Here is a 14,472-nt window from a genome sequence, read left to right as displayed (position 1 = left end):
GCGGTAGCACTAAGATGCCGCGCAGGCACACCATCCCCCGGGTTACGACGTTGATCATCCATCCCAAAGTCCGCGGCTTCATCTGCACCACCACCCATCCGCTCGGCTGCGCGCTCAACGTGCGCGACCAGATCGCCGCGACCCGCGCGCAAGGCGTGCGCAGCGACGGGCCGAAGAAGGTGCTGGTGATCGGCGCCTCCAGCGGCTATGGCCTGGCCGCGCGCATCAGCGCGGCGTTCGGCTTCGGCGCGGACACGCTGGGCGTGTTCTTCGAGAAGCCCGGCAACGAGAAGAAGGCTGGCACTGCGGGCTGGTACAACTCGGCCGCGTTCGACAAGGCGGCCAAGGACGCCGGCCTCTACAGCCGTTCGATCAACGGCGATGCGTTCTCGGACGAGGCGCGCGCGAAGGTCATCGAACTGATCAAGACCGAGATGGGCGGCCAGGTCGACCTGGTCATCTATTCGCTGGCCTCGCCGGTGCGCAAGCTGCCGGGCACCGGCGAAGTGAAGCGCTCGGCACTGAAGCCGATCGGCGCGCCGTACACGTCCACCGCCATCGACACGAACAAGGACGCCATCGTCCAGGCCACCATCGAGCCGGCCACCGAGCAGGAAATCGCCGACACGGTCACCGTGATGGGCGGACAGGACTGGGAACTGTGGATCGATGCGCTCGACAAGGCCGGCGCACTGGCCGACGGCGCGCGCACGGTGGCCTTCAGCTACATCGGCACCGACATCACCTGGCCGATCTACTGGCACGGTGCGCTGGGCCGCGCGAAGGTGGACCTGGACGAGACCGCGCAGCGGCTGGACGCGCGCCTGCAGAAGACCGGCGGCACCGCGAACGTGGCGGTGCTGAAATCGGTGGTGACGCAGGCCAGCTCCGCGATCCCGGTGATGCCGCTCTACATCAGCATCGTGTTCAAGGTGATGAAGGAACTGGGCCTGCACGAAGGCACCATCGAGCAACTGGACCGCCTGTTCCGCGACCGCATGTACCGCACCGACGGTGCCCCGGCCGCGACCGACGACGAGAACCGCCTGCGCCTGGACGACTGGGAACTGAAGTCCGAAGTGCAGGCGCAGGCCAAGGCGCTGTGGCCGCAGGTCACCAGCGAGAACCTGTTCCTGCTGACCGACTACGCCAACTACAAGCACGAGTTCCTGAAGCTGTTCGGCTTCGAACGCGATGACGTCGACTACGACGCCGACGTGAACCCGGACGTGCAGTTCGACTGCATCGAGCTGTCGCCGGAGGGCTGATCGCCGTGCGTGGCGTATCAAAAAGGCGGGCTTCGGCCCGCCTTTTTCGTGTCCGTGGAGGAACGCCCTTCCGGCTCAATCCACCACGCGGCAGAACACGGCCTTCAGGTAGCGCGATTCCTGCACGTGCGCCATGAACGGGTGGTCGGGGCCGGCACCGGCGACCTTGAGGATCTGGATGGTGCGGCCGGAGAAGTACGCGGCACGGCGCAGCATGTCGAGGAACTGCTCCTCGCTGACCAGGCCGGTGCACGAGAACGTGGCGAACAGGCCACCGGGCTTCACCACGCCCAGGGCGAGCTTGTTCATGTCGAGGTACTTCTTCAGCGCCGCGATCACCTGCTCGCGGTCGCGCGTCATCTTCGCCGGGTCCAGGATCACCACGTCGTACTGTTCGCCGCGGTTCGCCGCATCGCGCAGGTACGGGAAGATGTCGGCCTGCACGAACTTCGGCCGCACGTTGTTGAGCTTCGCGTTGCCCTTGGCGATCTGGATGACGTCCTGGTCGATGTCCACGCCGACGACCTCGCTCGCACCGCGCGCCGCGGCGTACACCGCGAAGCCGCCGGTGTTGCAGCACAGGTCCAGCACGGTCTTGCCGTCCACCTGCTGGCTCAGCCACTCGCGGTTCTCGCGCTGGTCGGCGAAGAAACCGGTCTTGTGCGCACCCGCCGGATCGGCGCGGAACTTCACCCCGTACTCGCTGATGACGGCCGCTTCGGTGGTCGTGTTGCCGTGGAAGTCGAAGCTCTCCTGCTTCTGCACGTGCTCGTCGGCGAAGCTGTGGAAGCGGCAACCGGGGAACTGCTCGCGCAACGCCTCGTAGATCCATTCGCGATGGCGGAACATGCCGGCAGCGAAGAACTCGACGACGATCAGGTCGCCGTAGCGGTCCACGACCAGGCCCGACAGACCGTCGCCTTCGCTGTGCACCACGCGCCAGGCATCGCTGATGGCGTCCAGCTTCAGCACGTCGCGACGCAGCGAGACCGCGTCGGCGATCTTGCGCGAGAACCAGCCGGCATCCACCGGGATGTCCGGGTGCGTTTCCAGGATGCGCACGGCGATGCGCGAATGGCCGTTGTAGAAGCCGCGGCCGATCCACTCCCCGTCCACCCCGACCACCTCGACGAGGGTGCCGGACTTGGGCTTGGCGACAGGCTTCTCGACCAGTTTCTGGAAGATCCACGGGTGGCTGGAACGCCAGGCGTTCTTCAGGCGTACGGTCGGGTTGGGCGTGTTCATGAACGACATTTTACCTTCGCGGTTGACCCGACCGCGCGCCATCCGGACAATTCCCGCCTGAAGGGGAGTAGCTCCCAACGTGCCGGCCGTCATTTCGAGCAGCGATGCTCCGGTCCCACGGCAGCCCACCGGGCTGTGAGCGAGACCTTCGCCGCGATGGCGAAGGCATGTCCCTGGATCCCCGTTTCCCCGGTTCCCGAGATGTCCGCGCCCGCGGTCGTCCTCCACTTTTTTCGGGAATCTCGATGGAAACGATTGGCAACCCCTGGTTGTGGGCCGGCTTCGGCGGCCTGGTGGTCCTCGCGCTGCTGGTCGACTTGGTGCTGATGCGCCATGGCGGCGCGCACAAGGTGACGTTCAAGGAAGCGATGTGGTGGAGCCTGGGCTGGATCGCCCTGGCGATAGCCTTCAACGGCGGCCTGTGGTGGTACGTCAACGAGACCGCAGGACTGGTGGAAGCCAACCGCGTGGGCCTGGAATTCCTCACCGGCTACCTGGTCGAGAAGGCCCTGGCCGTCGACAACATCTTCGTCTTCCTGATGGTGATGACCTACTTCGCCGTGCCGGAGGAGCAGCGCCAGCGCGTGCTGGTGATCGGCATCCTGGGCGCGATCGTCCTGCGCAGCATCCTGATCTTCGCGGGCGCCGCGCTGCTGGCGAAGTTCCACTGGCTCCTTTACATCTTCGGCGCGTTCCTGCTGCTGACCGGCATCAAGATGTGGTTCGCCGCCGGCAAGGAACCGGACCTGGAGAAAAACCCGGCGCTGCGCTGGATGCGCAACCACCTGAAGCTGACCGACGGTTACCGCGGCGCGGCGCTGAGCGTGCGCGAGAACGGCGTGCGCTGGTTCACCCCGCTGTTCGTGGTGCTGGTGCTGATCGGCGTGACCGACGTGATCTTCGCGGTGGACAGCATCCCGGCGATCTTCGCGATCACCTCGGACCCGTTCATCGTGCTGACCTCGAACGTGTTCGCGGTGCTGGGCCTGCGCGCGATGTTCTTCCTGCTCGCCGGCATGGCCGACCGCTTCCACCTGCTGCCCTACGGTCTGGCGGTGGTGCTGGGCTTCATCGGCACCAAGATGCTGCTGATCGACGTCTACAAGATCCCGGTGCCGTGGGCGCTGGGCACGGTGGCGGCGATCCTGGGCGTCACCATCGCGCTGAGCCTGGCGCGGCCGCAGAAGGCCGATACGGCCGCCTGACGCGGGTCCTGGCGGACCATCCCGTGCGCGGGATGGTCTGTCCATGGGCGCCCGCCCTTGCATTCGTCCGCGCCGCCGCCAGAACGGATCCATGGACCTGCATCCCGACGACCCCGCGTTCGACCCGGAATCCCAGCAGCGCTACGACCGCCGCCGGCTGTTCCGTGCCCTCAACCTGAGCCTGGCGTTCGTGCTGCTGCTGGCCATCGTGTACTCGGCGCAGGGCAGCTTCAACGTGCGGGCCTTCACCATCGCGCCGCGGTCGGCGGACGGCCTGCTCGGCATCCTGACGGCACCGCTGCTGCACGGCTCGCTGGAGCACATCGCCGCGAATGCGTCGGCGCTGCTGATCCTCGGCACGCTGGCCGGCGCGGTGTATCCGCGCGCAACGCTGTGGGCGATCCCGCTGGTGTGGCTGGGTGCGGGCCTCGGGCCGTGGCTGCTGGCCGAACCGGGCACGCACACGCTGGGCGCCAGCGGCCTGACCCACGGCCTGATGTTCATGATCTTCATGCTCGGCCTGCTGCGCCGCGACCGCGCGGCGATCGCCGCGGGCATGATCGCGTTCCTGTTCTACGGCGGCATGGTGCTGACCGTGCTGCCGCGCGAGGCCGGCGTCTCGTGGCAGGCGCATTTGGGCGGCGCCGTGGCGGGCCTGCTGGCCGCGTTCCTGTTCCGTCGCCTGGACCCCGAGCTGCCGAAGAAGAAATACAGCTGGGAAATCGAGGAAGAGGAAGCCGCCGCGCGCGCCGACGAACTCGAACTGCCCGCCCCGCGCGAGGTGCCGATGCTGTGGGTACGCCCCGAACCTGCGGAAGAAGAGCAGCGCGGCGTGGTGCTGCGTTTTACCCGCCATCCGGCGGTTGAAAGCCCGCCGCGAGAGCCACCGACCTCGTGATCCGTCCTGTGGGAGCGACGTAAGTCGCGATGATGTGGCCCGTCGTCGATGCCGTAAAAGAAAAAGGCAGACCGTTCTGGTCTGCCTTTCCTTCTTCCGGATGATGGCTTGGCGCCCTTTCGCGACTCACGTCGCTCCCACGAAGGGCGCCGCGTGCATCAGAACTTCGCGTTGAACTCGACGCCCACTGTGCGCGGCTCGTTGAGGAAGCCGGTCAGGTTGTTGAAGTCGATGCCGCCGACGATGCGGGTCTGGTCGGTGATGTTGCGACCGTACAGCGCCACTTCGTAGTTGCCGTAGTCCCAGCCATAACCGATGCGCAGACCGCCTTCCAGCGACGACTTGCCGGTGAACTCGATCGAGTCGTACAGGAAGAAGTTCACTTCGCTGCGGTAGGCCCAGTCGGTGTAGACATACAACTCGCTGCCTTCACCCAGGCCGATGCTGTAGCGCGCGGTCAGGTTATGCACCCACTTCGGTGCCTGCGGCAACTGGTTGCCGTTGATCAGCGCCTTGCCGCTGGCATCCAGCGGATCGGTCACGGTGCACTGCGCGCAGACCGACACGGCCAGGTCGGGGTCCTTGATCTCGGTGTCGTTGTAGCTGCTGCCAAGCGTCAGCAACAGGTTGTCCAGCACGTACGCCTGCATGTCCAGTTCGAAGCCCTGGCCGGTGCTCTTTTCGGCGTTGAGCAGGATATTGGAGTTGTTGGCGCCGCCGACGGCGGTCAACTGCTGGTCCTTCACTTCGTAGTAGAAGACGTTGGCGCTCAGGCGCGCGCGCTTGTCCCAGAAGTCGGCCTTGATGCCGGCCTCGAACGCCGTGGAGGTTTCCGGACCCGCGACGGTCTTGTTGTTGAAGTCGCCAGCGGCCTGGATGCTGCTGCCGCGATAACCGGTGGCCACGCGCGCGAACAGGTTGGTGTCGTCGTTGAGCTTGTAGACGGCGGACAGGTCCCAGCTCAGCTTCTTGTCTTCCGGCGACGCGGTCAGGAACGGATCGGCGGCATCGCCAGCGGCGAAAGCGGCTTGCTGCGCGGCCAGCAGGCCGGCGAGATCGCCCTTGGTGCCGTTGTAGGCTTCGACCGTCAGCTCCTTCTTGTCGACGGTGTAGCGCAGGCCGCCGCGCAGCTCCAGCTTGTCGGTCGCCTGCCAGGTGGCGGCACCGAAGATCGCGTACGAATCGTTGGTCTGGCGGATGCGCTCGTAACCGCTCTGCGCACCGTTGGTGAAGATCGAGTCGTAGCTGAAGCTCTCGACCTTGTAGTCCTCGTCGAAGTAGAACAGGCCCGCCTGCCAGTTCCACGGACCCGCGTAGGCGGACTCGATGCGGAACTCCTGCGTCCACTGCGCGTGCTCGGGGATGCCGTCGGCGGTCTCGGACGAGAACGGGATGAGGCCCGGACCGTACTGGCCACCCGGCGCGTACGGCGCACCGAAGCCGCCGTCGATGTCGCCGCGGTTCATCGTCTCGACGCTTTCGTAGCCGGTGATCGAGTACAGCTTGTACTCGCCGATGTCCCAGCTCAGCCGCGCACTGGCGCCCTGCGATTCAAGCTGGGAATAGTTCAGGCCGTCCTGGGTGACTTCATCGCGGTCGAAGCCCGGCACCAGGTTGTTGGTGCCTGGCTGGATGATGTTGGCGCGGAACAGGCGCGCGGTGCCGTTGAGCTTGCGCGCATGCGCGTTGAGCAGCGCGTCGAAGCCTTCGCCTTCGTACAGGAACTGCACGCGGCCGGCGGATTCGTCATAGCCTTCGTAGCCGTCGCTCGGGCCCGGATAGGTGTTCTTCACCGAATCGTCGCGGCGCTGGAACAGCACCGAAGCACGCGCCGACCAGTTCGGGCTGAGCGCGCCGCCGATGGCGCCTTCCAGGTTCCACATGTCGTCGGTGCCGTAGCCGACCTTGCCGTAGCCGCTGGTTTCCTGCGACGGCTTGGCGGATTCGAACTTCACCACGCCAGCCGGGCTGTTGCGGCCGAACAGCGAGCCCTGCGGGCCGCGCAGCACTTCGACCTGTTCCAGGTCGAACAGCGGGAAGCCCTTCAGGATCGGGTTTTCCTGCACCACGTCGTCGTACACCAGCGACACCGGCTGCGAGGTATTGAGGCGGAAGTCGGTGTTGCCGTAGCCGCGGATATAGAAGCGCGGAAACGCGCGACCGAACGAGGATTCGATATTGAGGCTGGGCACGCGGCCGGACAGGAAGCGGATATCGGTACCGCCGGAGGCCAACACGCCGAGCTGCTCGCCATTGATCGTGCTGATGGAAACCGGCACGTCCTGGATGTTCTCGACCTTGCGCTGCGCGGTGACCTGCACGGTGTCGAGGGTGGCGGCTTCAGAGGTGGCGGGCGCGGCATCCTGCGCGAGAGCGGTGCCGAAGGGCAGCAGCGCAGCGATGGCAAAAGCGAGGCGGTGCGGCCGGACAGCGGTCGGGCGGAATCGGGACATGGCGGTGGCTTTCCGAGTGGGTGGGAGTCGGGGCGCCGCGAGGGCGCTAGCACGCGAATGTTGCATTACAGCAACAAGGGGGGCAATGGCTGGAAGTCCCGTTCCGGCAAAGGTAATGCAGGTTGCCGCCCGTGGCAGGTCGGGGCCGTACCGCGGGGGCGCCTCCGGTACGTTCAGGGGGTCGATGAGACCCCTGGCAGATGACGGTACGGCGGGGGCGTGGGCTGGACGCCGCGCCCCTTCCCGCCCTCCGGATCGCCGCCATGACCCCGTGGTTTTCCACACCCCCACCGACAACCAACGCCATGGCCGCATGCCGCAGGCCGGTGGACAGGCCCGCGACAACGACCCGGTGCCCGGCGGCCTGGGCCGCATCCTGGACGGCAACAACAGGTTCCGAGGACGCGACGCTGGTTGGCCTTCGTTGCGGCGCTGCGCTGTATGCTCCGCCGCTGGTCGCCCCACCCTACCCCGCCCCCATGCGCCTGATCCGCCGTTCGCGTCCTTTCCTGTTCGCCTGCTGTGCCGTCCTGCTGGCCGCATGCGGCGGCGACAACGTCAAACCCGCGCCGCCACCGGCGGTGGTGAAACCGGTACCCGCTGCACCCAAGGTCAAGGTCGGCATCGCGCTCGGCGGCGGCGCGGCGAAAGGCTTCGCGCACATCGGCGTGATCAAGATGCTGGAGGCCAACGGCATCGAGCCGGTCGTCGTCTCCGGCACCAGCGCCGGCAGCGTGGTCGGTGCGCTCTATGCCAGCGGCATGGACCCGTTCCAGATGCAGACGCAGGCCTTCGCGCTCGACGAAGCGAAGATCCGCGACGTGCGCCTGTTCTCCGGCGGCCTGGTGCAGGGCCAGAAGCTCCAGGACTACGTCAACGACCTGGTCGGCAAGCGCACCATCCAGCAACTGAAGAAGCCGTTCGCCGCCGTGTCCACGCAGCTGGAAAACGGCGAGCGCACGGTGTTCGTGCGCGGCAATACCGGCCAGGCGGTGCGCGCATCGAGCAGCATCCCGGGCGTGTTCGAACCGGTGGTGATCGGCAAGGCCAGCTACGTCGACGGCGGCGTGGTGAGTCCGGTGCCGGTGGATGCCGCGCGCCAGCTGGGCGCCGACTTCGTCATCGCCGTGGACATCTCCACCAAGGCGCCCGGCACCAAGCCCGGCAGCATGCTGGGCATCGTCAACCAGTCGATCAGCATCATGGGCCAGCGCCTGGGCGAACAGGAACTGGCGCGCGCGGACATCGTCATCCGCCCGAAGGTCAACGACATCGGCCCGGCCGATTTCGAACAGAAGAACACCGCCATCCTCGAAGGCGAACGCGCCGCACTGGCGGCGATGCCGCAGATCAAGGCCAAGCTCGCCGAATTGCAGCGCACCCGCACCGCGGCGCATGCGGCCAAGCACGCGCCGCCGAAGCCGGACCCGCGCTGCCTGGAAGAACCCTCGCGCCTGGGCCGCCTGTTCGGCCGCGACGTGAAGTGCGATGCCGCCGGTCAACCGGTGAAGCAATAAGCGACGGTCAGCCGGTCACGCGACGCAGGTTGTCGCGCGCCCTCGCCTCCAGCGCGTCGTGGAAATGCGGCGTGCTGTAGATCGCCGGCCGGTCCAGGAAGCCCTTCAGGATCTCGCGCCGCTTGCGCCGGAACAGGAAGCCCGGCACGTACGCGTATTCCTTGCGGATCTGCTGCTCGTACTCATCGAAGCGCACGCGCGCCGCGCCGAGGATCGACAGGTCGATATCGACCAGCAGCTGCTCGTCGTGCCCGGACGGCACGGCGGTATGCCGCGTCGCCATCACCAGGTCATGCACGCGCTGCGCCGCGGCGGCCGGCACGCCTGCGTCCCGTAGCGCATCGCGCGCCCAATCGGCACTGCGCTCTTCGTTGTCGTGGCCCTTGATGTCGTAGATCGCGTCGTGGAACCACAGCGCGAGTTCGACTTCGTGCGGATGCCCGGCGTGCGCGTGCACGTTGTCGAACGCCGTGAGGCATTCACCGAGGTGCTGGAGCGTGTGGTAGTGGCGTTGCGGTTCCGCATACGCCGCCGTCAGCCGCGCGAACAACGCATCGCCCTCGCCCACCGCGCCGATGCCGGCCCAGGCGCGTTGCCAGGAAGGGAAAAAATCGTCCATGGCGCAGTCTAGGCCGAACGTGTCGTGCCTGGTGGCTTGTGGGAGCGACGTCAGTCGCGATGACGGATCCGCGGCAGATCATCGCGACTGACGTCGCTCCCACAGCGATGCTCCGTGCGCTCACTGCGGAGAGGGCAATCCCTGCCCGCCCACCGGCACCGTTTCGATATGGCTGTCGAATCCGGCGATCATCGGCCGCGCTTTCGCGATGGCCTGCTGCACGGCCGGCAGCGAGAGCGAGGCCTTGTGGCTCGCGGCATCGGTCCAGACCTCGGTGATCCAGATCGCGTCCGCGTCGGCAGGATCCTGTGCGATGACGTAGCTCAGGCAGCCGGGCATGGCGTCGGTGGCTTCCAGCAGGATCGCGAGGAGCGCGTCGCGCTGGCCTGGCGTGGCGCGCATCTTGCCGATCAGTCCGTACATGGCGGGTCCTCGTGGAAACTGCGCGCGTTGTAGCACGCGCCGCGGACAGGGGATGTCCGCGTCAGGCCTTGGGCAGCGGCAGGCCGCCGTCGGTCTTCACCGCGCGCAGCACGAAGCTGGAGTTCACGTCGGCCACGCCGCTGGCGTTGAGCAGGTTGTCGAGCAGGAAGCGCGAGAAGTGCTCCAGGTCCTGCACCACCACGTGCAGCAGGTAGTCCATGTCGCCGGTGAGCGCGTAGCAGGCGACCACCTCGTCCCAGGCCTGCACGCGGTCGCCGAACTGCTGGACGCTCGCCGGGTCGTGCCGCTCCAGTTGCACGCGCACGAACGCCTGCAGGCCCAGGCCGACCGCCTTCGGGTCGACCCGCGCGGCGTAACCGGCGATCACCCCGGTCGCCTCCAGCCGCTGGATGCGGCGTAGGCAGGCCGACGGCGACAGGTTCACCTGGGCGGCGATGTCGGCGTTGGTGGCCCGGCCTTCGCGCTGGAGCAGGGCCAGCAGGCGCAGGTCGATGCGGTCGAGGGTGAGGGCTTCGGTCATTTCGTGCGAATCCTAGCGCATTCATGCAATTTCATTGCGCCATCGGTCGGTACGGACGCAACTTCGCAAGCCTGTTGCGTGGATCTGCGGCTAGGATCGTCGGATCACAGCGTTTTCCCCGGGGAGCCTCATGAACGAGCCGCGCCGCGTCGAGCACCAGCAGACCGACAAGGGCTACGTGCCGGTCTACACCACCGCCATCGTCGACCAGCCGGCCGAGTACCCGGCCGAGGACCATGCGACCTGGGGCGCCCTGTACGAACGCCAGCGCACCTTGCTGGTGGGCCGGGCCTGCGACGAATTCCTGCAGGCGCAGGACGCCATGGGCATGGCGCAGGACCGCATCCCCCGCTTCGACGACCTCAACGAGGTGCTGCGCGCCACCACCGGCTGGACGCTGGTCGGCGTGGAAGGACTGCTGCCGGAGCTGGAGTTCTTCGACCACCTCGCGAACCGCCGCTTCCCGGTGACCTGGTGGATCCGCCGTCCGGACCAGATCGACTACATCGCCGAACCGGACCTGTTCCATGACCTGTTCGGCCACGTGCCGCTGCTGATGAACCCCGTGTTCGCCGACTACATGGAGGCGTACGGCAAGGGCGGCGTGAAGGCGCACGGCATCGGACCGGACGCGCTGCAGCACCTGACCCGCCTGTACTGGTACACGGTGGAGTTCGGCCTGATCAACACGCCCGAGGGCCTGCGCATCTACGGCGCCGGCATCGTGTCGTCGAAGGGCGAGTCGCTGTACTCGCTGGAATCGGACGCGCCCAATCGCATCGGCTTCGACCTGGAGCGGATCATGCGCACGCGCTACCGCATCGATACGTTCCAGAAGACCTACTTCGTCATCGACAGCTTCGAGCAGTTGATGAACGCCACGGCGCCGGACTTCACGCCGATCTATGCGCGACTGGACGCGCAGGACGCCGTCCCGGCCGGTGACGTGCGCGACGGCGACCGCGTGTTCCACCGCGGTACGGGCGAAGGGTGGGCAGACGGCGGGGACGTCTGACCCGCACCGTACAATCGCGGGCATCCCTCTCCGGTTCGGATGCCCCATGCTGCGACGCCTGTTCCCGCTGATCGTCCTCTGCGCGCTGTCGTGCGTCTCAAGCGCCGCGTTCGCGCGCAACTGCGCGATCACGGTGGAAGCGACGGACATGATGACCTTCAACCTGAAGACCATCCGCGTGCCGGGCGACTGCGCGCAGCTGCGGGTGACGCTGAAGCACGTCGGCCGCATGCCGGCGCAGGCGATGGGGCACAACTGGGTGCTGACGGAGACGCGCCATCATCGCGACGTCGGCCTGGCCGGCGGCCGGATGAAACTCGCCGACGACTATCTGCCCCGCAACGACGCCCGCGTGATCGCGCATACGCGCGTGATCGGCGGCGGACAGACCGCCGAGGTCGTGTTTTCCACCGCACGGCTGCGCAAGGGCGGGGCGTACACGTTCTTCTGCTCGTTCCCGGGCCACTGGAACATGATGAAGGGCACGCTGCTGTTCGAATGAGCGCCGTAGGTTGATGGTCTCCGTCAACGCATCGCCGGTTTCTTTCCGACGACGGGCCGTCGTCGCCCGTCGATAACGCCACCCTCCGGTAGCATAGTGGGGCGCGCCAGGCCTGCGCCCGCGCGCGCCTCTTCACAGCAGACGGCACGCCATGAATACCGATTTCCGCACTCCGCTCCCGGGCACCACGCTCGACTACTTCGACGCGCGCGCTGCGGTCGATGCCCTGCAACCCGGCGCCTGGGCCACGCTGCCGTACACCGCGCGCGTGCATGCGGAGAACATCGTGCGCCGCGCCGATCCCGTGCGCCGCGACGACTATCTGCGGCAGCTGGTCGAACGGCGCCGCGACCTGGATTTCCCGTGGTTCCCCGTGCGCGTGGTCTGCCACGACATCCTCGGCCAGACCGCGCTGGTGGACCTGGCCGGCCTGCGCGATGCGATCGCCGACATGGGCGGCGACCCGGCCCAGGTGAATCCGGTGGTGCCGGTGCAGCTGATCGTCGACCACTCGTTGGCGGTGGAATGCGGCGGCTACGATCCGGACGCGTTCGCGAAGAACCGCGCCATCGAGGATCGCCGCAACGAGGACCGCTTCCACTTCATCGACTGGACGAAGCTGGCGTTCAAGAACGTCGATGTGATCCCGCCGGGCAACGGGATCATGCACCAGATCAATCTGGAGAAGATGTCGCCGGTCGTGTACGTCCAGGACGGCGTCGCCTTCCCGGACACCTGCGTGGGCACCGACAGCCACACGCCGCATGTCGATGCCCTGGGCGTGATCGCCATCGGCGTGGGTGGACTGGAGGCGGAGAATGTCATGCTCGGCCGCGCCTCGTGGATGCGCACGCCGGACATCGTCGGCGTCGAACTGCAGGGCAGGCCCGCGCCCGGCATCACCGCGACCGACGTGGTGCTGGCGCTGACCGAATTCCTGCGCAAGGAGAAGGTGGTCGGCGCCTATCTGGAATTCCGTGGCGAGGGTGCCGCGGCGCTGACCATCGGCGACCGCGCGACGATTTCCAACATGGCGCCCGAGTACGGCGCTACCGCCGCGATGTTCTTCATCGACGACAACACACTGGACTACCTGCGCCTGACCGGGCGCAGCGACGAACAGGTCGCGTTGGTCGAGACCTATGCGAAGACCACCGGCCTGTGGGCCGATGACCTGCAGACCGCGCAGTACGAGCGCACGCTGCACTTTGATCTGTCCACCGTCGTGCGCAACATGGCCGGCCCGTCGAATCCGCACAAGCGCCTGCCGACCAGCGCGCTGGCCGAGCGCGGCATCGCCGACGAAGGCAAGTTGCAGGCGGGCAGGGCGGAAGAAGCGCAGGGCCTGATGCCCGACGGCGCGGTGATCATCGCCGCGATCACTTCGTGCACCAATACCTCGAATCCGCGCAACGTGATCGCCGCTGCGCTGCTCGCCCGCAACGCCAACGCGAAGGGCCTGGTGCGCAAGCCGTGGGTGAAGAGCTCGCTCGCGCCCGGATCGAAGGCCGTGCAGCTGTACCTGGAGGAATCCGGCCTGCTGCCGGATCTCGAGAAACTCGGCTTCGGGATCGTCGCCTTCGCCTGCACCACCTGCAATGGCATGAGCGGCGCGCTCGACCCGACGATCCAGCAGGAGATCATCGACCGCGACCTGTACGCCACGGCCGTGCTGTCGGGCAATCGCAACTTCGACGGACGCATCCATCCTTACGCGAAGCAGGCCTTCCTCGCTTCGCCGCCGCTGGTGATCGCCTATGCCATCGCCGGCACCGTGCGCTTCGATATCGAGAAGGACGCGCTCGGTGTCGACGCCGAGGGCAATGCGATCACGCTGAAGGACATCTGGCCCACCGATGCGGAAATCGACGCGGTGGTGAAGGCCAGCGTGAAGCCGGCGCAGTTCCGCAAGGTCTACGAGCCGATGTTCAACATGCGCGTCGAACACGGCGGCCGTGTCGATCCGCTGTACGCCTGGCGGCCGCAGAGCACCTACATCCGCCGTCCGCCGTACTGGGAAGGCGCGCTGGCGGGCGAACGCACGCTGCGCGGCATGCGTCCGCTGGCGGTGCTGGGGGACAACATCACGACCGACCACCTGTCGCCCTCGAACGCGATCCTCGCCTCGAGCGCAGCGGGCGAGTATCTGGCGAAGATGGGCTTGCCGGAGGAAGACTTCAATTCCTACGCCACGCATCGCGGCGACCACCTCACCGCGCAGCGCGCGACCTTCGCCAACCCGCAGTTGCTCAACGAGATGGCCGTGGTCGATGGCGAGGTGAAGAAGGGCTCGCTGGCGCGGATCGAACCGGACGGGCAGGTGGTGCGCATGTGGGAAGCCATCGAAACCTACATGGATCGCAAGCAGCCGCTGGTCATCATCGCCGGCGCCGACTACGGGCAGGGCAGCTCGCGCGACTGGGCGGCGAAAGGCGTGCGCCTGGCCGGCGTGGAAGCGATCGTGGCCGAGGGCTTCGAGCGCATCCACCGTACCAACCTGATCGGCATGGGCGTGCTGCCGCTGGAGTTCAAGGCCGGCGAGACGCGCAAGACCTACGGCATCGACGGCACCGAGACCTTCGACGTGGTGGGTGTGCGCAAGCCGCGCGCGGACCTGACGTTGGTGATCCACCGCGCGAACGGCGAGACCGTGCAGGTGCCGGTGACCTGCCGGCTGGATTCGGACGAAGAGGTCTCGATCTACGAAGCGGGTGGGGTGCTGCAACGGTTCGCCCAGGATTTCCTGGACGCGTCGAAAGCGGCCTGACCCGTTCGTCGTATCGGTA

General features: G+C 67.1%; 12 protein-coding genes. 7 read left to right on the top strand and 5 right to left on the bottom strand.

Annotation, left to right across the window (positions count from 1 at the left end; genetic code table 11):
* Window positions 1-50: 50 nt before the first annotated feature.
* Entirely contained in the window at window positions 51-1,268 is a 1,218-nt protein-coding gene (gene fabV, locus ASD72_RS10930; protein WP_056879982.1) for an enoyl-ACP reductase FabV, read from the top strand.
* 75 nt (window positions 1,269-1,343) lie between these two features.
* Here fabV and ASD72_RS10925 read toward each other — a convergent pair whose 3' ends face one another.
* A complete protein-coding gene (locus tag ASD72_RS10925; RefSeq protein WP_056880226.1) occupies window positions 1,344-2,513 on the bottom strand; it encodes a class I SAM-dependent rRNA methyltransferase in 1,170 nt (389 codons plus the stop codon).
* A 245-nt stretch (window positions 2,514-2,758) separates the two neighbouring features.
* Between ASD72_RS10925 and ASD72_RS10920 the strand changes: the two genes are divergently transcribed.
* Together ASD72_RS10920 and ASD72_RS10915 are read left to right on the top strand one after the other, a co-directional pair.
* A complete protein-coding gene (locus tag ASD72_RS10920; protein WP_056879981.1) occupies window positions 2,759-3,718 on the top strand; it encodes a TerC family protein in 960 nt (319 codons plus the stop codon).
* A gap of 91 nt (window positions 3,719-3,809) precedes the next feature.
* Complete coding sequence (locus tag ASD72_RS10915) at window positions 3,810-4,616, top strand: rhomboid family intramembrane serine protease (protein ID WP_056879980.1); 807 nt, start codon at window positions 3,810-3,812, stop codon at window positions 4,614-4,616.
* Between the two features lie 158 nt (window positions 4,617-4,774).
* Here the strand turns inward: ASD72_RS10915 and ASD72_RS10910 are convergent, their stop codons facing one another.
* On the bottom strand, window positions 4,775-7,069 hold the full coding sequence (locus ASD72_RS10910; protein ID WP_056879979.1) for a TonB-dependent receptor: 2,295 nt from the start codon (window positions 7,067-7,069) through the stop codon (window positions 4,775-4,777).
* Between the two features lie 479 nt (window positions 7,070-7,548).
* On the opposite strand from ASD72_RS10910, the gene ASD72_RS10905 reads away from it, so the two are divergent.
* On the top strand, window positions 7,549-8,586 hold the full coding sequence (locus ASD72_RS10905; protein ID WP_056879978.1) for a patatin-like phospholipase family protein: 1,038 nt from the start codon (window positions 7,549-7,551) through the stop codon (window positions 8,584-8,586).
* A 7-nt stretch (window positions 8,587-8,593) separates the two neighbouring features.
* Here ASD72_RS10905 and ASD72_RS10900 read toward each other — a convergent pair whose 3' ends face one another.
* The 3 genes from ASD72_RS10900 to ASD72_RS10890 form a co-directional block, all read right to left on the bottom strand.
* Window positions 8,594-9,205 (bottom strand): hypothetical protein, encoded by a 612-nt coding sequence (locus tag ASD72_RS10900; RefSeq protein ID WP_056879977.1) that lies wholly within the window; start codon window positions 9,203-9,205, stop codon window positions 8,594-8,596.
* 120 nt (window positions 9,206-9,325) lie between these two features.
* The gene (locus ASD72_RS10895) at window positions 9,326-9,628 is read right to left on the bottom strand and encodes a putative quinol monooxygenase (RefSeq protein ID WP_056879976.1); all 303 of its coding nucleotides are present in this window, start codon (window positions 9,626-9,628) and stop codon (window positions 9,326-9,328) included.
* Between the two features lie 61 nt (window positions 9,629-9,689).
* Window positions 9,690-10,169, bottom strand: coding sequence for an Lrp/AsnC family transcriptional regulator (locus ASD72_RS10890; RefSeq protein ID WP_056879975.1), 480 nt, complete (start codon window positions 10,167-10,169; stop codon window positions 9,690-9,692).
* Window positions 10,170-10,299: 130 nt separating this feature from the next.
* Here ASD72_RS10890 and phhA point away from each other — a divergent pair, with 130 nt between their 5' ends.
* The 3 genes from phhA (at window position 10,300) to acnD (ending at window position 14,453) form a co-directional block, all read left to right on the top strand.
* Entirely contained in the window at window positions 10,300-11,184 is an 885-nt protein-coding gene (phhA, locus tag ASD72_RS10885; protein WP_056879974.1) for a phenylalanine 4-monooxygenase, read from the top strand.
* Window positions 11,185-11,230: 46 nt separating this feature from the next.
* Window positions 11,231-11,686 carry an azurin gene (azu, locus tag ASD72_RS10880; protein ID WP_056879973.1) on the top strand — a complete coding sequence of 152 codons (456 nt, stop codon included), beginning with the start codon at window positions 11,231-11,233 and terminating at the stop codon, window positions 11,684-11,686.
* Window positions 11,687-11,837: 151 nt separating this feature from the next.
* Window positions 11,838-14,453: a Fe/S-dependent 2-methylisocitrate dehydratase AcnD gene (acnD, locus tag ASD72_RS10875; RefSeq protein ID WP_056879972.1), complete on the top strand. Its 2,616-nt coding sequence runs from the start codon at window positions 11,838-11,840 to the stop codon at window positions 14,451-14,453.
* Window positions 14,454-14,472: the final 19 nt, after the last annotated feature.

Source organism: Pseudoxanthomonas sp. Root630 (assembly GCF_001427585.1).
Taxonomy (GTDB): Bacteria; Pseudomonadota; Gammaproteobacteria; order Xanthomonadales; family Xanthomonadaceae; genus Pseudoxanthomonas_A.
Note: the sequence above shows the minus strand (reverse complement) of the source record. Positions and strands in the feature narration are given on the sequence as shown.